Annotated in this window: 18 protein-coding genes; 3 read left to right on the forward strand and 15 right to left on the reverse strand. The window is 69.8% G+C overall.

Features of this window, described 5'->3' with window-relative positions; translation table 11 throughout:
* Positions 1 to 14: 14 nt before the first annotated feature.
* From ACZ56U_RS02520 to ACZ56U_RS02530, 3 genes are all read right to left on the reverse strand, one after another.
* The gene (locus ACZ56U_RS02520) at positions 15 to 3,380 is read right to left on the reverse strand and encodes a type ISP restriction/modification enzyme (protein WP_469082171.1); all 3,366 of its coding nucleotides are present in this window, start codon (positions 3,378 to 3,380) and stop codon (positions 15 to 17) included.
* Between the two features lie 623 nt (positions 3,381 to 4,003).
* A complete protein-coding gene (locus ACZ56U_RS02525) occupies positions 4,004 to 5,332 on the reverse strand; it encodes a class I SAM-dependent RNA methyltransferase (RefSeq protein ID WP_469082172.1) in 1,329 nt (442 codons plus the stop codon).
* 68 nt (positions 5,333 to 5,400) lie between these two features.
* A complete protein-coding gene (locus ACZ56U_RS02530) occupies positions 5,401 to 7,449 on the reverse strand; it encodes an APC family permease (protein ID WP_469082173.1) in 2,049 nt (682 codons plus the stop codon).
* A gap of 403 nt (positions 7,450 to 7,852) precedes the next feature.
* Between ACZ56U_RS02530 and ACZ56U_RS02535 the strand changes: the two genes are divergently transcribed.
* Positions 7,853 to 8,524: a potassium channel family protein gene (locus tag ACZ56U_RS02535; protein ID WP_391233736.1), complete on the forward strand. Its 672-nt coding sequence runs from the start codon at positions 7,853 to 7,855 to the stop codon at positions 8,522 to 8,524.
* A complete protein-coding gene (locus ACZ56U_RS02540; protein WP_469082174.1) occupies positions 8,524 to 9,198 on the forward strand; it encodes a potassium channel family protein in 675 nt (224 codons plus the stop codon). Before ACZ56U_RS02535 ends, ACZ56U_RS02540 begins: the two co-directional genes overlap by 1 nt.
* Before the next feature lie 74 nt (positions 9,199 to 9,272).
* On the opposite strand, the gene ACZ56U_RS02545 is transcribed toward ACZ56U_RS02540, so the two are convergent.
* The 9 genes from ACZ56U_RS02545 to ACZ56U_RS02585 all read right to left on the reverse strand — a co-directional run bounded on the left by ACZ56U_RS02545 (position 9,273) and on the right by ACZ56U_RS02585 (position 18,033).
* Positions 9,273 to 10,031: a DUF3159 domain-containing protein gene (locus ACZ56U_RS02545; RefSeq protein ID WP_469082175.1), complete on the reverse strand. Its 759-nt coding sequence runs from the start codon at positions 10,029 to 10,031 to the stop codon at positions 9,273 to 9,275.
* Between the two features lie 3 nt (positions 10,032 to 10,034).
* Entirely contained in the window at positions 10,035 to 10,433 is a 399-nt protein-coding gene (locus ACZ56U_RS02550) for an OB-fold nucleic acid binding domain-containing protein (RefSeq protein WP_469082176.1), read from the reverse strand.
* Between the two features lie 219 nt (positions 10,434 to 10,652).
* Positions 10,653 to 11,372, reverse strand: a complete 720-nt coding sequence (locus ACZ56U_RS02555; RefSeq protein WP_469082177.1) for a response regulator — start codon at positions 11,370 to 11,372, stop codon at positions 10,653 to 10,655.
* Positions 11,360 to 13,912, reverse strand: coding sequence for a DUF4118 domain-containing protein (locus tag ACZ56U_RS02560; protein WP_469082178.1), 2,553 nt, complete (start codon positions 13,910 to 13,912; stop codon positions 11,360 to 11,362). The genes ACZ56U_RS02555 and ACZ56U_RS02560 overlap by 13 nt, the downstream gene beginning before the upstream one ends.
* Before the next feature lie 127 nt (positions 13,913 to 14,039).
* Positions 14,040 to 14,732, reverse strand: coding sequence for an ABC transporter ATP-binding protein (locus ACZ56U_RS02565; protein WP_469082179.1), 693 nt, complete (start codon positions 14,730 to 14,732; stop codon positions 14,040 to 14,042).
* Positions 14,733 to 14,796: 64 nt separating this feature from the next.
* Positions 14,797 to 15,969: an alginate lyase family protein gene (locus ACZ56U_RS02570; protein ID WP_469082180.1), complete on the reverse strand. Its 1,173-nt coding sequence runs from the start codon at positions 15,967 to 15,969 to the stop codon at positions 14,797 to 14,799.
* A 159-nt stretch (positions 15,970 to 16,128) separates the two neighbouring features.
* The gene (locus tag ACZ56U_RS02575; RefSeq protein ID WP_469082181.1) at positions 16,129 to 16,899 is read right to left on the reverse strand and encodes a DUF3710 domain-containing protein; all 771 of its coding nucleotides are present in this window, start codon (positions 16,897 to 16,899) and stop codon (positions 16,129 to 16,131) included.
* A gap of 1 nt (position 16,900) precedes the next feature.
* Complete coding sequence (gene dut / locus ACZ56U_RS02580) at positions 16,901 to 17,452, reverse strand: dUTP diphosphatase (RefSeq protein ID WP_469082182.1); 552 nt, start codon at positions 17,450 to 17,452, stop codon at positions 16,901 to 16,903.
* Positions 17,449 to 18,033, reverse strand: a complete 585-nt coding sequence (locus ACZ56U_RS02585; RefSeq protein WP_469082183.1) for a PaaI family thioesterase — start codon at positions 18,031 to 18,033, stop codon at positions 17,449 to 17,451. Before ACZ56U_RS02585 ends, dut begins: the two co-directional genes overlap by 4 nt.
* Positions 18,034 to 18,146: 113 nt before the next feature.
* Here ACZ56U_RS02585 and ACZ56U_RS02590 point away from each other — a divergent pair, with 113 nt between their 5' ends.
* Positions 18,147 to 18,608, forward strand: a complete 462-nt coding sequence (locus ACZ56U_RS02590; protein WP_469082184.1) for a DUF3093 domain-containing protein — start codon at positions 18,147 to 18,149, stop codon at positions 18,606 to 18,608.
* 96 nt (positions 18,609 to 18,704) lie between these two features.
* Here ACZ56U_RS02590 and ACZ56U_RS02595 read toward each other — a convergent pair whose 3' ends face one another.
* The 3 genes from ACZ56U_RS02595 to ACZ56U_RS02605 all read right to left on the reverse strand — a co-directional run bounded on the left by ACZ56U_RS02595 (position 18,705) and on the right by ACZ56U_RS02605 (position 21,609).
* Positions 18,705 to 19,661: a hypothetical protein gene (locus ACZ56U_RS02595; protein WP_469082185.1), complete on the reverse strand. Its 957-nt coding sequence runs from the start codon at positions 19,659 to 19,661 to the stop codon at positions 18,705 to 18,707.
* A gap of 13 nt (positions 19,662 to 19,674) precedes the next feature.
* Positions 19,675 to 19,971, reverse strand: a complete 297-nt coding sequence (locus ACZ56U_RS02600) for a DUF4193 domain-containing protein (protein ID WP_005481602.1) — start codon at positions 19,969 to 19,971, stop codon at positions 19,675 to 19,677.
* Positions 19,972 to 20,364: 393 nt separating this feature from the next.
* Positions 20,365 to 21,609, reverse strand: a complete 1,245-nt coding sequence (locus ACZ56U_RS02605; RefSeq protein ID WP_469082186.1) for a sensor histidine kinase — start codon at positions 21,607 to 21,609, stop codon at positions 20,365 to 20,367.
* Positions 21,610 to 21,612: the final 3 nt, after the last annotated feature.

Below are 21,612 nucleotides of genomic sequence, written 5' to 3' on the forward strand. Positions count from 1 at the left end.
GTCAGGTAGCAACCCTACGGATCTCGTCGCTTCCTACGAGCTGCCTGCGTAGCCCCGGCATCTTGGCTACTCCGTGATTTTTTCATCGGAGCGGTGGCAGCAGAGTCCCTCGCTGCGGTGAGCGGCTTGACGACGTGGGGTTCGCGCGCCTCGATCGCCTCGGTCCCGGGAATGGGATCGGTCTGCATCGGTGCGGGAGCGGAACGACGTGCGGTGTCCGGGACGGGCAAGACATTCCGACGCTGCAGCTCGGACACACTGACCAGCGGGGACATGAGAACACCCTCAAGTAGCTCATCCTGAGCTGGCTCCAGCTGGGCCAGATACCACAAGACGGCGAGCACGTACTGGAGTTCCTCGCTCCAGGCGGGGCGCCAGCGGTCGGGCCGAATGCGATCCAGCCGACTGACCGCTCTGCGAGACGGCGGTCCCGTCCTGCGTTTCAACCAGCCGTCAAGAACGTTCTGTCCACTGACCTGGTAATCCCGCATCTCTTGCGTCACTGGCCCGAAGACGCCTTGGCCGAAGTGGAGTTCGAGACCGGCGGAATCGTAGGCAAAGCTCTCGGGCAGTTCTTCCCCACCAACCTGCCTCCGATACGTGATCAACGGATGCGCGGTCCTCCAGACCTGCTCGGGCCCACCGCCCCTCCCTGCAGCCGGGTCCACGAGCCTCTCTCCGAAAGTCGAGGCCCAGATCACCTTCTGCCCGATATCGAGCGCCTGCGACCACAGTGTGACGTCACCGGTGAGTGGTACGCGGATGCCATTGGTGGTGAGTTCGTCGTCGAAGCGGGAGCGGAAACCGGGGTGGCCCGTTATTGCGGCGATGTACGCCGCCAAGTCCTCGGCGGTGACGGGGAGACCACCGAACGAGTTGCGAAGGTGCTGGAGAAGACCGGGGGTCACATTGGGGGTGCCGTCTCTCTGCAGGAGGGGGATTACCCTGCCCCCACCCCAGCCAGCGAAGTGATCCATATCCGGCATCAGCGCGGTGAACAGAGTGGCGGGGCCGTCGCCGAAACGTCCGGAGTGATGCTCCACAATATGGATCTGCCCGTCGGACCGGTTCTCCCACAGCTGTGGCGAGCACCTATCGAGGACCCTGTTGTCCGGAATGATCCACTGCCGATCAAAAGGACGGAACGCGAAACGTACCGGTTCTGGGCAGTCGGAGCCCGCCTCCAACATCGACCGGCGTCGTTGCGCTGAGCCCGGGAGCGGCTTGACCTGCCGATCGACGGTACGACTCTGGGTCTCCCTGAACAGGGCACGCTTCTCGGCGATGTCCGTCTCAGTGGTCAGCCTCCACCACCGTGAGCGCAGCGTGTCGGCGTCCGGGGAGTAGACCCACGTCCGTTTCGGCAAGATGCCGGGGACCGTCCAAGGCAGAAGATCATTCAATGCGGGATACGTATCCCAGGCCCCCACTGCCGCGGGCGTGAACGGGGCGTGGGCATCCTGACGCACCGACCGCCACTGGTCACTGTCCGGCCCGAGAGCCTCGAGTTGCGTGTACTTCTCCTCACGGGTATTGCCGTCAAGGGCGACGTACCTTATGTGGGCGAGTTCGGTCTCGGCCCTGCTGCGAACAAACACGGCGATCGCCAGTGGCTGCTGGACTCCTTCGAAGAGGCGAGTCCGCATTGGTGGCTGGATGCCTTCCGGACTGAGGTCGATGATCCAACCTTCTGAACAAGTGTCACGCAGGTACTTTCTCATCCCTCGGAAACCGGGCCCGTTGAGGAAGCCCGCGGTGCTGATGAAGGCGACGATTCCACGATCCGACTCGGAACGATGCTGCTCGAAAACCTTGAAAGTGGCCCAACGCCAGAAATAGACATAGAGGTTCTTGAGCTTGTTCTCGTGGACTCCGTTTTTGCCACCGAGACGGAAGTCATCCAGCAGAGGTGGTCTGTCGTCGCCCTCGCGGCCCTTCTCGACCCAGCCGCCCTCCCCCTCAGCCCTCTCCCGGTCCGGTGGGTTGCTGATCATGACGGTGACCTTTTGCTCACGCTTGATCCAGTCCGCCTTGCGAGTGTTCTCGACCAGAGGATCGCCATCGGGCAGGAACGTGAAGAGCGTGGCCCTCTCGTAGGGATCTGCGAGGGTGTCAGCCAGATGGAGTCGCAGATCGCCGAGTTGAGTGTCGGTGACTTGGTCTCGGAGCGTCTGGGTGATCCTCATCTGGGCGACGGCGTAAGCAGCCATCTGACGCTCGAAGCCGATCAGACGGCCCGCCAACTGTTCCACCGCTTCACCACGGAAGCCCTCCCCGCGGCGGGAACGCTCTTCGGCAACCCTGTCGATGATCTCGCTGAGGAATGTGCCCGTGCCCATGGCGGGGTCGACGATCGTCACCTGTTCGTCGGCGAACCCCTCCGCGCAACCCAGGCGGGTGCGCAGTACGGCGTCGGTGAAACGGACCATTTCCCTCACGAGACGAGGTGGGGTGTAGTACGTTCCGGAGCGCTTACGCAGGTCACGATCGTATTCCTGCAGGAAGTTCTCGTAGAGATATACGTGGGCGTCGGAATTCCGGGCTCGGATCACCTCCCAGTTCACCGCGTCGATGACCTGCACGAGCGTATCGATACGGCGGGCGAACTCAGCGTCCACCGTCTCTGTCAGCAGCTGCAGCGCTCGGCCCATGACCGTGTTCTCGGCCTTCAACTCGCGTGCGACGTCAGCGAAGTTGCGGTCGGCGAGCGGTACGCTCTCGATTCGGGCGAGCAACAGAGCGAAAGCGATCGTCTGGGTATAGCGGTCGGCGAAGAGGTGGTCGGGGTCCTGCCCGTCGGTCGAGGGAAAAAGCACCTTGCTCCAGTGGTGCGCAAGAGCCGTGAAGGGCTTGGGGACACCCCGTCGACTGCGGAGGTTGTCCGGTGCCCTGCGTTCGAGGGCAAGCTGCTCCAGCACCTCCTCGCGCAGGTACTGGCACAGTGGCGCGATGGACGTCACCAACTGAGCTACCGACGTGATGGGTTGTGGTTGCCATCCGAGGAATTCCCGCAGCAGACCCCTAAACGCCATACCGTCGGCTTCACTTGTGCGTAACCGCCGACCGGACCGGTAGAGATCGCCGTCAAGCCGGACCATGCGGTAAGGCCGCAAACCACCTCGGTACAGGCACCAGGTGTGGCCGTTGCTGTACAGCACGTTGGGTAATCGGCGCATAAGCTCCCACTGCTCGCGGTCACGCTTCGTGAAGCCGTCGGGTGTGACGTCGTGACCGGGGGCCTTCAGCTCCAGGAAGCCCGTGATGCGCCCTGCGGTCTCCACCGCGTAGTCCGGACGCACCCGGGCCTCGGGCAAGGGATATTCAGGGTGGAGGCGAGGAGCCAAATTCGAGCGCGCGCCGAAAGTCTCCACCAGCTTCACCACCGGCAGACTGATGGACGCCTCCGTGTCACTGACCCGCAGACGCTCCCTGCACTCCGCTCCGAAGTCCGCCACGAGAGCCCGTATCCACTCCTCCGGCACCTTGCCCCCTCCAAGCCCGTGGATGCAGGCGGCAGATCACCGCGGACACAGCTTGTTGGAGGCTCACGAAGCGGCTCAGTGCGCATTGGGGGCGCGCTTGAGGCACGGACGGCGCGTTCAGTGACTGTTGGGGAATCAGATGCAGGTGTTGGCCAGCGAGAGACCGCCATAGCCGATACGGCCCCTGCCGGTACGAGGCGTGTCCTGGAAGCACCCCTGGCCGCGACGGCGTTGCCATCACGGCCAGGCAGGCGCGTCCCTCGCCACAAGCACTTCACTGGATCCCTGAAGCAGGGAGGGCCGCTCCGCACGCCACTTCCAGTTGCGGCGACGGGCCGGGCTGCCGGATTTCGTCAGAGCGGCACCACACGGTGCGTGAGTCACCGAGGCGGGCAGATGCCGCAAGAACGCAACCAACACGCCCTTCGGCCCCCTGACAGCCGACACCGCGCACGAAAACCATGAGGTGTGCGCGGAGGCGCACAGGCCAAGGGGATCACCCGAGCTGGCGAACCTGCCGGTCAGGAGCCCTTGGCCGCAGGCTCCAGAATCGCCACGCACTCCATGTGATGCGTCATCGGAAACAGATCAAACACCCGAAGCGTCCGCACCCGATACCCCCCGTCCCTGAAGTACCCCAGGTCCCGAGCCAGCGCCGCCGGGTCGCAGGCGACGTACGCGATGCGCCGCGCGCCCAGCGACGACAGGTGCTCGACCGTCTTGCGCCCCGCCCCCGCGCGCGGCGGGTCCAGGACGATGATGTCGGCCACGGTGATCCCGGTGCGCGGGAGGACGGTCTCGACCTTGCCCTGTTCGATGCGGACGCGGTCGAAGGCGGCGAGGTTGTGTCGCGCGTCCTCCACCGCCCGCTTGCCGGACTCGATGCCGAGGACCGCGCCCTGGTCGCCGAGGCGGTCGGCGAGGGCGCCCGCGAAGAGGCCGACGCCGCAGTAGAGGTCGAGGGCCATGTCGCCCTTGCGCGGCAACAGGCCCTGCATGACCGCGGTCACGAGGGTGTCGGCCGCCTTCGGGTGGACCTGCCAGAAGCCACCGCTGCCCACCCGGTGCGTCCGCCCGTCGGCCCGCTCGCGCACGAAGGCACGGCCGTGGACCCGGTGGATCCCGCCGTCGTGCTCCTCGACGCGCATGACCGAGACGGGCTTGTCGAGTTCCACGAGGGGAAGGCGGGCGCCGGGGCGGGGCTCCAGGATGACCATGCGGTCCTGCGAGCCGGTCGCCGCGATGGCCTCCACGGACGCCATCCCGGACCAGTCGCGCTCCTCGATGCCCAGCTCGCTGACACCCGGCGCCGCGATCATGCAGTGGTCGATCGGCTCGACCTCGTGCGAGCGGTGGCGGCGGAGCCCGGCGTTGCCGTCGGCGTCGACCGCGTACTGCACGCGCGTGCGCCAGCCGGGGACCTCGCCCGGCGGCAGCTTGTCGCCCTCTGCGGGCATCACCGTGCCGTCCCAGCCGGCCTCCTCGGGCGTCAGCCCCGCGAGCCGCTGGAGCTGCTCGGCGACGACCTCGCCCTTCAGGCGCCGCTGGGCACCCGGCTTGGCGTGCTGCCAGTCGCAGCCGCCGCAGCGGCCGGGCCCGGCGAAGGGGCAGGGCGGCTCGACGCGGTCCTTGGAGGCCGACAGCACGGAGACCGCGTCGGCCCGCAGGAACCGCGCCCCCTCCTCGCCCTCGGTCACCCGCGCGACGACCCGCTCACCGGGCAGCGTGTGCCGGACGAACAGCACCTGGCCGTCGGACGTACGGGCGATGCAGTGCCCGCCGTGCGCGACGGGTCCGACCTCGACCTCGAACTCCAGCCCCACCAGCGATTTCTTCGGTTCTGCCTGCATGGCGGGGTGACTCCACAACGTCAAGGGATGCGGCGGGACGACACCCGCCAGGACAACAGCCCACCAGTCTACTTCGGCGCCGACGTCTCCTTCGCCCGGTCCACGGCCGGACCCCGCCGCACCGCACCCGGCGCGTTCCAGTCCTGCCGCTTGCGAGCCCGCTTCTTCGCGGCCTCCGACGACTGCAACTGGTACGGCACCGAGGTCACCATGACCCCCGGCGTGAACAGCAGCCGGCCCTTGAGCCGCAGCGCGCTCTGGTTGTGCAGCAGGTGCTCGTACCAGTGGCCGACCACGTACTCGGGGATGATCACGGACACCGCGTCCCGCGGGGACTCCTTGCGCAGGCTCTTCACGTACTCGATGACCGGCCGGGTGATCTCGCGGTACGGCGAGTCCAGCACCTTCAGCGGTACGTCGATCCCGCGGCGCTCCCACTCGGCGCGCAGCGCCTTGGTCTCCACCGGGTCGACGTTGACGCTGAGCGCCTCCAGGGTGTCGGAGCGCATCAGCTTGGCGTACGCCAGGGCCCGCAGAGTCGGCCGGTGGATCTTGGAGATCAGGACCACCGAGTGGACGCGGGAGGGTCGTACGCTGTCGTCGCTCGGGCCCTCGGGGGCGGCGATCTCCTCGGCCACCCGGTCGTAGTGCTTACGGATGGCGGACATCGTCGCGTAGAAGATCACCATGCCGAGCAGGGCGACCCAGGCGCCGTGCGTGAACTTGGTGACCAGGACGACGACCAGGACCAGGCCGGTGAAGAAGGCGCCGAAGGCGTTGATGGCCCGGGAGCGGACCATGTGGCGGCGCTTGTTCGGGTCCTTCTCGGTGGCCAGGTGGCGGTTCCAGTGCCGGACCATGCCGGTCTGGCTGAGCGTGAAGGACACGAACACGCCGACGATGTAGAGCTGGATCAGCCGGGTGGAGTCGGCGCCGTAGATCCCCACCAGCAGTCCGGCCGCGCCGGCGAGGAGCACGATGCCGTTGGAGAAGGCCAGGCGGTCGCCGCGGGTGTGCAGCTGGCGCGGGAGGTAGCGGTCCTGGGCGAGGATCGAGCCGAGCAGCGGGAAGCCGTTGTACGCCGTGTTCGCGGCGAGGAACAGCACCAGCGCGGTGGCCGCGGCCAGCACGATGAACAGGAAGCTGCCCTTGCCGAAGACGGCCTCGGCGACCTGCGAGATCACCGGGTTCTGGACGTAGTCGGAGCCGACCGCGGTGCCGTCCTTCAGCAGGTCCACCGCCGGGTACTCGGCCATCCGGACCTTGGTGACCATGGCCAGCGCGATGATGCCGCAGAACATGGTGACGGCCAGCAGGCCCATCATCGCCAGCGTGGTCGCCGCGTTCTTCGACTTGGGCTTGCGGAAGGCCGGGACACCGTTGGAGATCGCCTCGACGCCGGTGAGCGCGGCACAGCCGGACGAGAAGGCCCGCAGCAGCAGGAAGACCAGCGCGAAGCCGGCCAGCCCCTGGTGCTCGGGCTTGATCTCGTACGACGCCGTCGGCGCCCGCATGGTGTCGTCGAGGACCAGCCCGCGGAAGGCGCCCCAGGCGATCATGATGAAGACGCCCGCGACGAAGACGTAGGTCGGGATCGCGAAGAGCGAGCCGGACTCCCGCACCCCGCGCAGGTTCATCAGCGTGAGCAGCACGATCACCGCGATGGCGCAGGACACCTTGTGCTCGACGACGAACGGCACCGCGGAGCCGAGGTTCTCGATGCCGGAGGAGATCGAGACGGCGACGGTGAGGACGTAGTCGACGAGCAGGGCGCTGGCGACGGTGAGTCCGGCCCTGGGGCCGAGGTTGGTGTTGGCCACCTCGTAGTCGCCGCCGCCGCTCGGGTAGGCGTGGACGTTCTGTCGGTAGGAAGCGACCACCGTGAACATCAGCACCACGACCGCGACCGCGATCCAGGGGCTGAAGTGGTACGCCGACACACCCGCGATGGACAGGACCAGCAGCACCTCGCCGGGCGCGTACGCCACGGAGGACAGCGGGTCGGAGGCGAAGACGGGGAGGGCGATGCGCTTCGGCAGGAGCGTTTCCCCCAGCCGGTCACTGCGCAGTGCGCGCCCGATCAGAATCCGTTTGGGCACGTCGGTCAGTTTGGACACGACAAAACATCGTAGGCGTTCGAACGGGTGCCCAACCACCCGCCACCCCGCTTGTGCCCTCCGAGTGAAAAGACGAGCCGCCCCGGCTGCGGATTCCGTGGGTGGCCGGATGCGCATGCCTATATGACAAAAACCCGTCTGTCGCCGCCCCTTGGAGGCTCCATGCACACGACCGCAGAGCTGATCGGCGCCGCCGCCACGCTCGTCGGCCTCGGATTCCTGACTCTCGCGAGTGTCCGCAGCATCAGCCGTCGCTGAGGCGGTACCAGCCGTCCTGATCGTCCCGGTCCCCGGGACAACCGTGCACAGGGGTGCCGTCGTCCTACCGTGCGTGTGTAGCTTGGGCGACGGTCTGAGACCCTGATGGGGCTGAGCAGTATCTCTTGACACCGGAAGGACGGTCGTGCACATCGTCATCATGGGCTGCGGCAGAGTGGGTTCCGCTCTCGCCCAGACCCTGGAGCAACAGGGGCACACGGTCGCCGTGATCGACCAGGACCCCACCGCCTTCCGACGACTGGGCTCCGGCTTCGGAGGCCGGCGCGTCACCGGGGTCGGCTTCGACCAGGACACCCTGCGCGAGGCGGGCATCGAGGAGGCCGGCGCCTTCGCCGCCGTCTCCAGCGGTGACAACTCCAACATCATCGCCGCCCGGGTGGCCCGCGAGATGTTCGGCATCGAGAACGTCGCCGCCCGGATCTACGACCCCCGGCGCGCCGAGGTCTACCAGCGCCTGGGCATCCCGACGGTCGCCACGGTCCGCTGGACCGCCGACCAGATGCTGCGCCGGCTGCTGCCGTCCGGCGCCGAGCCGCTGTGGCGCGACCCCACCGGGGGCGTCCAGCTGGCCGAGGTGCACGCCTCCGCCTCCTGGGTGGGCCAGCGGATCAGCCGCCTCCAGGAGGAGACCGGCGTGCGCGTGGCGTTCCTGACCCGGCTCGGCGAAGCGATCCTGCCCAGCTCGCAGACGGTGCTGCAGGAGGGCGACCTGGTGCACGTGATGATGCGCACCGACGAGGTCGACAAGGTCGAGGCGGCGTTCGCCAAGGGTCCCGAAGAGGAGAGCGGTCACTGATGAGGGTCGCCATTGCCGGTGCCGGTGCGGTGGGCCGCTCGATCGCGGGCGAACTGCTGGAGAACGGCCACGAGGTCCTGCTCGTCGACAAGGCGCCGACCGCCATCTCGGTCGAGCGGGTCCCCCAGGCGGAGTGGCTGCTGGCCGACGCCTGTGAGATCACGTCCCTGGACGAGGCGGCGCTCCAGCGCTGCAACGTCGTGATCGCCGCGACGGGCGACGACAAGGTGAACCTGGTCGTCTCCCTGCTCGCGAAGACGGAGTACGGCGTCCCGCGGGTCGTCGCCCGGGTGAACAACCCCAAGAACGAGTGGCTCTTCAACGAGTCCTGGGGCGTGGACGTCGCCGTCTCGACGCCCCGTCTGATGTCGGCCCTGGTCGAGGAGGCGGTGAGCGTCGGCGACCTGGTCCGCCTGCTGCGTTTCAGCCACGGCGACGCCAACCTGGTCGAGCTGACCCTGCCCGAGGAGTCGGCCCTGGCCGGCACCCAGGTCGGCGACGTGGAGTGGCCGGAGGACACCTCCCTGGTGACGATCATCCGCGGCACCCGCGTGCTGACCCCGACCCGGGACGACTCCCTGGAGGCCGGCGACGAGCTGCTGTTCGTGGCCGCCCCGGCCCGCGAGGAGCAGCTGGAGGACCTGCTGTCGGTGCGCCGGGAAGAAGCCTCCTAGACGCCTAGACGCCGGTACGACGATGGGGCGCCCCCGAGTCACTCGGGGGCGCCCCATCGTCGTCGTGCAGGTGGCTACGCCTCGCGCCGGTGCCGGGCGCCGGTCGTCTCGCCGTGCTCCGCGGACAGGGCCGCCTTGCGCTCCTCCTCGGCCTTCTCCTCGGCCTCCATCTCCGCGAACACGTCGATGGGGGCGGGAGCCTTGGCCAGGAAGACCCAGGTCAGCCAGACGGCCAGCAGGAAGGGCGGGATCTTCAGCCCCACCAGGACCCAGCCGAGCTGGGTGGTGTCGGCCCACCAGTACAGCGGGAAGAGGATCGCGCACTTGGCGAGCAGGATCGCGCCCCAGGCGTAACTGGCCTTGGCGTAGGCCTTCTTGCGGCCCGGGTTGCGGGTGCGCCAGGAGAGGTTCTCCTTGAAGACCGGGCCGAGGATCAGCCCGAGCAGCGGGACTCCGCACAGGGTCGTGATGATGTACGCCAGGGCGAGGCCCAGGGTGTACAGCATGCCGGGCAGGTAGAAGTCCTTCGCGTTGCCGGTCATCATCGCGAAGACGACACCGAAGGCGACGCCGAAGACACCGCTGAAGGCGTGCTTGACGGTGTCCTTCGTCACCAGGCGGACCACGACCAGGACCAGCGACACCGCGAGCGCGGCGATCGCGGACATGTGCAGGTCCTTGTTGATCGTGTAGATCGTGACGAAGAGGAGGCCGGGCAGCACCGTCTCGACCATGCCCCGCAGGCCGCCGAAGGCCTCGAACAGCGCGGCCTCGGTCACCGCCCGGGCGTCGTGCTGATCGGTCTCTTCGGTCGGCTTGTCGAGCGACGTCACCGGCTACTCCCTACCGAGGGGTCTCAGTTCGTACTTCGGGTTGAACAGCACCCGGCGGCCCCGGCTCATCGAGATCCGGCCCGATGCGATCAGCTTGCGCCCCGGTTCGATCCCCACGATGGAGCGCCTGCCGAGCCACACCACGTCCAGTGCGGCGGAGCCGTCGAACAGCTCGGCCTCCAGTGCCGGGACACCGGCTCTCGGGCGCAGTGTGACCGTGCGCAAGGTACCAGTAACGGTCACGATCTGTCGGTCGTGGCAGTCACCGATACGGATGCAGCCTGCGGTCTCGGCGTCCTCCCGCAGCTCCTCCGACTCCAGGTCCTCCTGGGACGAGGAAAGCCGGTCGAGCATGCGCCGGAAGCGGCCCGCCGGTTTCTCGGAACGCGGAACAGCACTCATATGGGAAGCGTACCGGGGTGCACTGACACCTTCGTACCCGCGGTGCCGGCCCTCGAACCGGTAGCCCATGCCGGGCTCGGTGATGCTGCATCCCCCGGGGGACAACCCCCGGACCCCCGGCCGCCCAGCAGCTCAGTTCTCGAACCGATAGCCCATCCCAGACTCCGTGATACTGCACCCCCCGGGGGACAACCCCCGGACCCCCGGCCGCCCAGCAGCTCAGTTCTCGAACCGATAGCCCATCCCAGGCTCCGTGATGAAGTGCCGGGGATGCGAGGGGTCCGCCTCCAGCTTTCGGCGCAGTTGTGCCATGTACACGCGCAGGTAGTTCGTCTCCGTTCCGTACGACGGTCCCCACACCTCCCGCAGGAGCTGCTTCTGGCTGACGAGACGGCCGGTGTTGCGCACCAGCACCTCCAGCAGATGCCACTCGGTGGGTGTCAGCCGTACGTCCTTGCCGCCGCGGTTCACCTTCTTCGCGGCGAGGTCGACGGTGAACGTCTCGGTCTCCACCGTCGTCACCTCGTCCTCGCCGGGACCGACCGGTTCGGCCCGCCGGACCGCCGCCCGCAGCCGGGCCAGCAGTTCGTCCATGCCGAAGGGCTTGGTGACGTAGTCGTCGGCGCCCGCGTCGAGGGCCTCGACCTTCTCGTCGGAGGAGTGCCGGGCGGACAGCACCAGGATCGGCACCCGGGTCCAGCCGCGCAGCCCCCGGATGACCTCGACGCCGTCCATGTCGGGCAGGCCCAGGTCGAGGACGACGACGTCCGGGTGGCGGGCGGCGGCGAGCTTGAGGGCGGTGGCGCCGTCGTGGGCCGCGTCGACCTCGTACTTGCGGGCCTTGAGGTTGATCACGAGGGCGCGCACGATCTGCGGCTCGTCCTCGATCACGAGCACCCTCGTGGGGGCCTGCGGGGTCCCCCCGGTCAGGCTCGCCATGTGGCCTGCCTCTCGGGTCGTACGACGGCTTCCGGCCCGGGCCGCGTTCCCGCCGCCCGGAGTGTCAGCACCATGGTCAGGCCACCGCCGGGGGTGTCCTCGGCGTCCAGTGTGCCGCCCATCGCCTCGGCGAAGCCCCGGGCGACCGCGAGGCCGAGCCCGACCCCGGCACCGCGCGGGGCGTCGCCGTACCGCTGGAAGGGCGCGAAGATGCGGTCCTTGGCCTCGTCGGGGACGCCGGGGCCGCGGTCGACCACCCGGACCTCGACGCGTTCGGCGATGGCGCTGGCGGACACCAGGACGGCCCGGCCGGGCGGGCTGTACTTGACGGCGTTCTCGACGAGGTTGGCCATGGCCCGCTCCAGGAGTCCGGCGTCCACGGCGACCATGGGCAGCGACTCGGGGACGTCGAGCTCCACGCTCGCCTCGGGCACCCCGCCGAGCGCCATCGGCGCCACCTCGTCGAGGTCGGTCTCGCGGATCAGGGGCGTGACGGTGCCGGTCTGGAGCCGGGACATGTCGAGCAGGTTCCCCACCAGGTGGTCGAGCCGGTCGGCGCCCTCCTCGATGCCCTGGAGCAGCTCGGCACGGTCCTGCTCGGACCACGCCACGTCGTCGGAGCGCAGGGAGGACACCGCCGCCTTGATCCCGGCCAGCGGGGTGCGCAGGTCATGGCTGACGGCGGCCAGCAGGGCGGTGCGGATCCGGTTGCCCTCGGCGAGCGTGCGGGCCTGGTCGGCCTCCTCCCGCAGCCGTCGCCGGTCCAGTGCGACGGCGGCCTGCGCGGCGAACGCGGCCAGCACCCGGCGGTCCTCGGCGGGCAGCACCCGGCCGGTCAGGGCCAGCGCCAGGTGGTCGCCGACGGGGACCTCGACGTCCGCCTCCTCGGGCCGCTCCACCGGGCGCCCCGCCCCGGCCCGGCCCGCGCACGTCCAGGGCTCGACGTCGCTCACGCGCTCCAGCAGGGCCGCCGACTCCATCGCGAAGGTCTCCCGGACCCGTTCCAGGAGTTCCTCCAGGGAGGTCTCGCCGCGCAGCACGTTGCCGGCGAGGAAGGAGAGGATCTCGGACTCGGCCCGCAGCCGGGCGGCCTGGTGGGTGCGTCGGGCGGCGAGGTCGACCACGGAGGCGACGGAGACCCCGACGCCCACGAAGATCGCGATGGCGACGATGTTCTTCGGGTCGGCGATGGTCCAGTGGTGCAGGGGCGGTGTGTAGAAGTAGTTCAGCAGCAGGGAGCCGACCGCGGCCGAGGCCAGCGCGGGCAGCAGTCCGCCGAGCAGGGCGGCGGCCACCGTCGCGGTCAGGAACAGCAGCATGTCGTTGGCGAGGCCGAGGTCGACGGTGGTGAGCAGCAGGGCCATCACCGCCGGTCCGGCCACCCCCACCGCCCAGCCCCAGATGATCCGGTCCCGTCCGAGCCGGGCGCCCCGGGCGACGGGCAGTCCGCGTCCCTTGGCGACCTCGTCGTGGGTGACGATGTGGACGTCCAGGTCGGGCCCCGAGTCGCGGGCGACGGTGGTGCCGACGCCGGGCCCGAGGACGTACTGCCAGGTCTTGCGGCGGGAGGAGCCGAGGACGATCTGGGTGGCGTTGGCGCCGCGGGCGAAGTCGAGGAGGGCGGCGGGTATGTCGTCGCCCACGACGTGGTGGAAGGTGCCGCCGAGGTCCTCCACAAGGGTGCGCTGGTCGGCGAGTTCCTTGGGCGAGGCCGAGGTCAGCCCGTCGCTGCGGGCTATGTAGACGGCCAGCACCTCCCCGCCGGCCCCCTTCTCCGCGAGCCGGGCGGCGCGCCGGATCAGCGTCCGCCCCTCGGGGCCCCCGGTCAGCCCGACGACGATCCGTTCCCGTGAACCCCAGATCTTCGACACCCGGTGCTCGCTGCGGTACTGCTTCAGGTGCTCGTCGACCCGGTCCGCGACCCACAGCAGCGCCAGCTCCCGCAGGGCGGCGAGGTTGCCGGGCCGGAAGTGGTTCGACAGGGCCGCGTCGACCTTGTCCGACCGGTAGACGTTGCCGTGCGTCATCCGCCGCCGCAGCGCCTGGGGCGCCATGTCGACCAGCTCGATCTGGTCGGCCCGCCGTACGACCTCGTCGGGGACGGTCTCCCGCTGCCGTACGCCCGTGATCGACTCGACGACGTCCCCCAGCGACTCCAGGTGCTGGATGTTGACCGTGGAGACCACGTCGATCCCGGCGGCCAGCAGTTCCTCGACGTCCTGCCAGCGCTTGGCGTTGCGGGAGCCGGGGACATTGGTGTGGGCGAGCTCGTCCACCAGGGCGACGGCGGGGGCGCGGCGCAGGACGGCGTCCACGTCCATCTCGGTGAGGACGGCGTCCCGGTACTCCAGCTCCCGGCGCGGGATCCGCTCCAGACCGTGCAGCATCACCTCGGTGCGGGGCCGGCCGTGGTGCTCGACGAACGCCACCACGCAGTCGGTGCCCCGCTCGACGCGCCGGTGTCCCTCGGCGAGCATCGCGTAGGTCTTGCCGACGCCCGGTGCCGCACCGAGGTAGATCCGAAGTCTGCCGCGTCCCATGGTTCTCATTGTCTTTCCGGTGACCACTGCCTGCGCAGCGTCGACCCTACGACCAGCGATCGGGACATATGGGGCCCGGGGCGCCCGCGGGGCCCGTCCTTGACGCAACTCTGACGGGCGGGGCCGCTCAGCCCTCGACGATCTCCCCGTCGCTCAGCTCCAGCACGCGGTCGGCCAGGTCCAGCAGGGTCGCGTCGTGCGTGGCGACCAGCGCGGTGACGTTCTCGCTGTGCACGACGGCCCGCAGCAGCTCCATGACGGCGTGCCCGGTCTCCGCGTCGAGCTGGCCGGTCGGCTCGTCGGCGATGAGCAGTGCGGGGCTGTTGGCGAGGGCGCGGGCGATGGCGACCCGCTGCTGCTGGCCGCCGGAGAGTTCGGTGGGCCGCTGCGCCGCGTGGTCGGCGAGGCCCACCAGGGACAGCAGCAGCTCGACGCGCTCCTCACGCGCGCGTGCCTCGGCGCGGCGCAGCCGCAGGGGGACGCCGACGTTCTCGGCGGCGGTGAGGATCGGGATCAGCCCGAAGGACTGGAAGACGAAGCCGATGCTGTCCCGGCGCAGGGCCAGCAGCCCGTCCTCGTCGAGCCCGGCGAGGTCCCGCCCGGCGACCTCGACCCGCCCCTGGTCCGGGCTGTCGAGTCCGCCGACGATGTTCAGCAGGGTCGTCTTCCCGGACCCCGACCGCCCCTTGAGGGCGACGAGTTCCCCGCGCGGCACCTCCAGGGAGACCCCGCGCAGGGCGTGGACGACGCCGGCGCCCCGCCCGAAGGACTTGTGGACGTTCTGGACCCGCACCATGGTCTCGGTGACCACCTGGTTCATGAGCCCCTCCCCCGTGAAGACCGGGCGCCAGTATCCCCACCGGACGCCCGGCCGATCAACGGTCTCAGCTCGGGTTGTCCGCGTGGGTCAGGGTCTCCCAGGCCACGAAGAGGTTGTTGCTGCCGGCCGGGCGGTTGCGCTCGGTCAGCGTCTGGGTGTTGCTCATGGCGATGCCGAGCCGGTGGTGCAGGGCGTTGTACCCGACCTCGGTGACCGGCCCGAGCCCGAGGTGCAGGGACCCGCCGCACAGCCAGCTCGGGACGGCCGTGCCCAGCTCGTACTTGGCCTGGAACCCGAGCGCGTGGCGCAGCCGCTCGCCCACGTCGGTGCCGTAGAGGTCCTGCCCCTGGATCCGACTGGTCTCGGCGATGTGCGAGATGGCGGAGAGGCCGTACCCGGTGTGCGTGAGGTCGCGGCAGGTCTCCTGGGTCAGGCCGGTGACGAAGGTGGACTGCCCCTGCCAGTACCGGACGATCTTGTCCCGGGTGTCGAGGTTCTGGCCCGGCACGGTCTTCGGCAGCTCGCCGTCGGAGGCGAGGTAGACATAGGCGGCGGTGCGGGTGCGGAACGTGGCCATGGCCTTGTCGTACGACGCCTTGTCGTCGAGGAAGACGGAGATGCCGACGGCGGCCTCCATCATCGACAGCTCCCAGTTGCCGTTGGAGTGGGAGCCGTTGATGACCTCGGGCAGGTAGACGGTGCGGAGCATGGTCGCGAAGCGCCCGGAGTTCGCCCAGCCTCCGGTGTACGTGTGCTTGATGATCTCGGCGGCCTTCGGCCAGGAGGAGCCGGCCCAGCCGGTCTGGAGGGGCGCGTTGCTGTTGGTGTGGTCGGTGATGGTCGCCGACCAGGCGTCCATCAGCTGGATCGACTTCTTCGCGTAGCGCTCGTCGCGGGTGATGTACCAGGCCAGGGCCTGGGTGTAGGCCGCTATGGCGTCCTCGCGCTCGTCGGTGCAGCCGTAGTTGGGGTTGGAGTAGGAGCCGCACTCGACGACCGCGCGCGGCTTGGGCGTGCGGTTCAGGTCGGCGTACTTGCTCGCCATCATCGAGTCGAAGGCGCCCTTCCAGGGCTGGGCGCCGGCGTTGACCTTGCTGCGGGTGAAGTCCAACTGCCCCTGGGAGACGGTGACTCCGGGGTGGGCGAAGGCGGCGGGGGCGGCGGGGGCGACCTCGGCCGACCAGGTGAGGGTGCCGACGACGAGGGCGGCTACGGCGAGGAGAGCGGTTCTGCGCATGCGTGGGGGGCCTTCCGTTCTCGTATGTGAACGTTAAGCGCCTTTATGAACAGACGCGTTGGGCGGAGACGGTAGGTACAGACCAATGCGCCGTCAAGGGTCCGCGCACGCGAAAAAGGGCCGCACCCCACGCGGGATGCGGCCCTCTCGTACGTCTGGCTACCGGACCTCGGTGATCTCCGGCCCGCGCTGGAGCTGGCCCATGCCGCCGGAGAAGCGGGAGCCCTCCTCCTCCTCCTGCTGCTGGACGCCCTCGGGGACCATCTGGGCGTCGTTGGGCAGCTTGAGGACGATCGGGTCGCGGGGTGCCATCGGGCCCTCGCCGCGGACCACGACCGTGTCCCGGAAGATCTGCTCCAGCAGACCCGCGGCCTGCGGCTGCACCGCGCCCTGGCCCGAGATCACACCGCGCAGGAACCAGCGCGGACCGTCCACGCCGACGAACCGCACGACCTGGAAGCCGCCCGTGCCGTCCGGCAGCTGCACCGGCACCTGGGCCCTGAGCTCCCAGCCCAGCGGACCCTCGACCTCGTCGACGATGCCGCCCTGCTGGGTGATGCCGGTGGCGATCTCCTCGCGCACCTCACCCCAGATGCCCTCGCGCTTGGGCGCGGCGAAGGCCTGCAGCTGGATCGCGCTGTCGCGCAGCACCACGGTGGCCGCGACGATCGCGTCGCCCGCGACCTCGACCCGCAGCTCCATGCCGTCCACGCCGGGCACGAAGAGACCGCCCAGGTCCACCCGGCCCTCGGCGGGCTCGCGCACCTCGGTGTCGTCCCAGGGCCCGTCGGGCCGCGGCTCGGGCTCGAGCCTCACGCGCCGACGCGCGCCGTCCTCGTCGTCCGCCTCAGCGTCGACACTGTCGACGACCTGCTCGGCCTCGCCGGCCGCGTCGTCGGCGGCACCCGTCTTCTTGCGACGTCCGAACACGTCACTGTCCTTCCCGGTCGGATACGACCGATGCGTATCGATTCCCACCCGCCCGGCCGCCGTCGGCGGCCTGACCGTTCGTGCTGCTTGCCCCGGCCACCGCGGCATGGCCTCCGGTGGACCCGAAGCCCCCTTCGGCCCGCGCCGAGTCGGGAAGCTCCGCGACCTCCTGGAAGCGGACCCGCTCGACCTGCTGGACGACCAGTTGGGCGATCCGGTCGAAGCGCTCGAACCGCACCGACTCGCGCGGGTCGAGATTCACCACGATCACCTTGATCTCCCCACGGTACCCGGCATCAACCGTCCCCGGGGCATTCACGAGAGCGACACCGCAGCGGGCGGCGAGGCCGGATCGAGGGTGCACGAACGCCGCGTACCCCTCCGGGAGCGCGACAGACACCCCCGTGGGCAGCACGGCCCGTTCACCCGGCTTCAGTTCACACGTCTCGGTGGTGCGCAGATCGGCTCCCGCGTCACCGGGGTGCGCGTACGACGGAAGCGGTACGTCGGGGTCGACGCGCCGGATCAGGACGCTCAGGGGTTCACGGCTCACGGGTTCACCTCGAAGGCACGGGCACGCCGGACCTGGTCCGGGTCGTCCATGGCGGCCCGGATCTCCTCCGGGCGGCCGTTGTCGATGAAGTGGTCGACCTTGACCTCGATGAAGAGCGCCTCGGCGCGGACGGCGACGGGCCCCTCGGGACCGCCGATCCGTCCGGTGGCGGTCGAGTAGATCTTCCGCCCGGCGACGGCCGTCACCTCGGCCTCCAGGTACAGCACCGTGTCCACCGGTACGGGCCGGACGAAGTCGGTCTCCAGCCGTCCGGTCACCGCGATGGTGCGCAGCAGCCAGTTCAGCGAGCCGAGCGTCTCGTCGAGGGCGGTCGCGAGCACGCCCCCGTGCGCGAGCCCGGGGGCACCCTGGTGGGCGGCGCGCACGGTGAACTCGGCGGTGACCGAGACGCCTTCGCCGGCCCTGGCCGCCAGGTGCAGCCCGTGGGCCTGCTCACCGCCGCAGCCGAAGCACTGGCCGTAGTGCGCGCCGAGGAGCTCGCCGGGGGCGGGCGCGTCGGGGTGACGCACCGGCGGCGCGGCGTCGGCGGGAGGCTGAAGAGCTGCGGAACTACCACTCACAGCCGCAGACCTTACCCGCCCGCCCGTCCCCCTCCGCCACCCTGGCGGACAGCGCTCCGCGTCGGCTCCCCCTGACAGCGGCCCGGTGCCGGCACCGTGCCAAGCTTGGTCTCATGCAGCTCTCCGCCACCCCCTACGAAGAACGCCTGACCGCCCCCCGCTCGTGGTGGCTGATCTCGTTCCTGGTGGGGGTCTCCTGCGCCCTGATCCTGCTGCCGTTCGGCACCCTGCCGCTGCTCGGCGGCCTGGTGGGCGGCACCGCGGTCGCGGCGGTCTGCGCCAGCTCCTACGGCTCGCTCCGCATCCGCGTGGTGGGCGGCTCCCTGATCGCCGGCGAGGCGAAGATCCCGGTCACGGCGCTGGGCGAGGCAGAGGTGCTGGACGCGGAGGAGGCGCGCGCCTGGCGCACCTACAAGGCCGACACCCGCGCCTTCCTGCTGCTGCGCTCCTACATCCCCACGGCTCTGCGCGTGGAGGTCACCGACCCCGAGGACCCGACGCCGTACCTGTACCTGTCGACGCGGGAGCCGCAGCGGCTGGCGGACGCGATCAAGCAGGCACGGGACGCCGTCTAGAACCTTCGCGCGAGGCCTCACCCGGCCCTTGCCCGGCGAGGGGGCCCGGGAGGGGGCGGCGCGACCTCGCACGGGGGCCGGACTCTCACGCAACTCTTACCGGGCCCCGCGGCCCTTCCCGGGGTCGCGCCCCTCGCCGTGGCCCCGCCCCAGCTCCTCCCCCGCGATCTCCTCGATCGCCAGCGGGTCCGCGGGGGCCTCGAGCGGCGGGAGCGCGTCGAGCGCGTCCCAGGGCACCTGGACCTTGCGCAGGTCCGCGCGGATGCGTGCCGCGAGCTTCTTGGTGTCCCTGCGGTTCATGACCGCGCCCACGGCCGCGCCGACCATGAACGGCATGAGGTTCGGCAGGTTCCGGACCGTCCGCTTCATGATCTGCTGCCGCAGCTGCTGCTTCATGTGGCCGCCGAGCGCGGAGTTGATCGTCGACGGCTTGGTCACGTCGATGCCGCGCTCTCCCGACCAGGAGTTCAGGTACGCGGTGCTGCGTTCCTTGAGGCTGCCGGGCGGTCGTACGCCGTAGACCTCGTGGAGTTCGGCGATGAGCTTGAGCTCGATCGCCGCGACCCCGGTGATCTCCGCGGCCAGTTCGGCCGGCATCGCCGGTGGGACGGGCATCATCGCGGCCGCGCCGACCCCGGCGCCGACCGTCGAGGAGGCGTTCGCCGCGCCCGCCACGAGCTTGTCGGCGAGCTGCTCGGGTCCGAGGCCCGGGAACTGCCTGCGGAGCGTGGAGAGGGCGCGTACGGGGATCCGCGGGGCGATGTCGATGATCCGGTCGGCGAGGTACGCCAGGCCTGCCCTGGCGCGGCTGCCGCCTCGGCGGACGCCTTCCCCGACCTTGTCCCGCATCACCGCGACCCGCCGCCGGGCGACGGGCGCGGGATGGTCCGCGGGCGCCGGGAGGTCACCCCGGCCCGCCGCGGGTTCGAGCGAGGCTCCCGTACCGGATGAGCCCCGCTCGTCGTCACGCGCGCCTTGAGAGCCGTCGGACGGCCCTTGGTCCGCTCCCCTGGTCTGGGAGCGGCGCTTCCAGGGAGGGGTCGAGCCAGTCACGGCCGACCCGCCCTCAGTCGCAGTCGCGGCAGATCGGCTGACCGTTCTTCTCCCTGGCCAGCTGACTGCGGTGGTGCACCAGGAAGCAGCTCATGCAGGTGAACTCGTCCTGCTGCTTGGGCAGCACCCGGACGGCCAACTCCTCGTTCGAGAGGTCCGCGCCGGGCAGCTCCAGGCCTTCGGCGGCCTCGAACTCGTCGACGTCCACGGCGGACGTCGACTTGTCGTTCCTCCTGGCCTTCAGTTCTTCAAGACTGTCCGAGTCGACGTCGTCGTCGGTCTTGCGTGGGGTGTCGTAATCCGTTGCCATGTCGCTCTCCCCCTCTGGGTGTCTGCGGTGTCTCCAGCGCACGTAACGCGTGAGAGGCCGGACTTGTGCCCGACCCGAGGCGGAGATTTTGCCTCACATCAAGGTCTGTTACTCAATCGACACCCAACCGGACTCCTCATGAGTGATCGGCTGGGATGGCGATGGGGACCGTACACGGTCCGAATGCCGCACTTCAAAGGCGTCTCACCGTGTACTTCCCGTGATCAAGGCCCCCGAAAACCCGGACGTTCCCGGCTTTCCGGCAGCATTCTTGATCACCGACAGTAGATGGCCTGAAATTCGCCCTTGTGATCGATCACACACGGGGCGGCTCGACGAGTGCCCAGAAAATTCCGCGCAAAGCGAACATCCCCGTTGTGTCGGCACATGATCTCAGATCGGCAGGGTGACCCGCATCACGAGTCCTCCTCCCTCTCGCGGCTGTGCGTAGATGTGCCCGCCGTGCGCCCGGGCGACCGAGCGGACGATGGACAGACCCAGCCCGACACCCTTGTCGCTGCCGGTGCGATCGGCCCCTCGGAGCCGCTTGAACGGCTCGAAGAGGTTGTCGATCTCGTACGCCGGCACGACCGGGCCCGTGTTGGACACCACCAGGACGGCCTGCCCGTGCCTCAGCTCGGTGGTGACCTCCACCCAGCCGCCCTCCGCCACGTTGTACCGCACGGCGTTCTGGACGAGGTTCAGCGCGATCCGCTCCAGCAGGACGCCGTTGCCCTGCACCACGGCCGGTTTCCGCTCGCCGCGGATCTCCACGCCCTTGGCCGCCGCCTCGCCGTGCACCTGGTCGACGGCCTGCCCGGCGACCTCGGCGAGGTCCACGGGCTTGCGCTCGACGATCTGGTTGTCGCTGCGGGCGAGCAGCAGCAGGCCCTCCACGAGCTGCTCACTGCGCTCGTTGGTGGCCAGCAGCGTCTTGCCGAGCTGCTGGAGCTCCACCGGCGCCCCCGGGTCGGAGAGATGCACCTCGAGGAGCGTGCGGTTGATGGCCAGCGGCGTCCGCAGCTCGTGCGAGGCGTTGCCGACGAAGCGCTGCTGGGCGGTGAAGGCCCGCTCCAGACGCTCCAGCATCTCGTCGAAGGTGTCGGCCAGCTCCTTCAGCTCGTCGTCCGGGCCGTCCAGCTCGATCCGCCGGGCCAGGTCGGAACCGGCCACCGCGCGCGCGGTCCGGGTGATCCGGCCGAGCGGCGACAGGACGCGGCCCGCCATGGCGTAGCCGAAGGCGAACGCGATGATCGCGAGCCCGAGGAGGGCGAGCAGGGACCGGCTGAGGAGATCGTCCAGCGCGTGGTTGCGCTGGGCGGCGTCGCACTGCTTGAGGAAGTCGTTGAACTGGTTCTGCGTGGTGGCGGTGTCCAGCTGGGGGCAGGTGGAGCTGGTTATGTCGAAATTGCTGCCGGTCACCTGGAAGGACTGGCCCCTGCCGTCGTGGAGGGCCTGTGCGGCCAGCAGGTAGATGATCGACAGCAGCAGGATGCCGGCGATCAGGAACATGCCGCCGTACAGCAGCGTCAGCCGTATGCGGATGGTGGGGCGCAGCCAGGGGAACGGGGGCTCCGGCCGCCGTGGGTCCCAGGTGGGCTTGGGGGGCGCCTGGGGCGGCGCGGGTGTCGCGGCCACGGC

Source organism: Streptomyces sp. NPDC034103 (genome assembly GCF_055575395.1).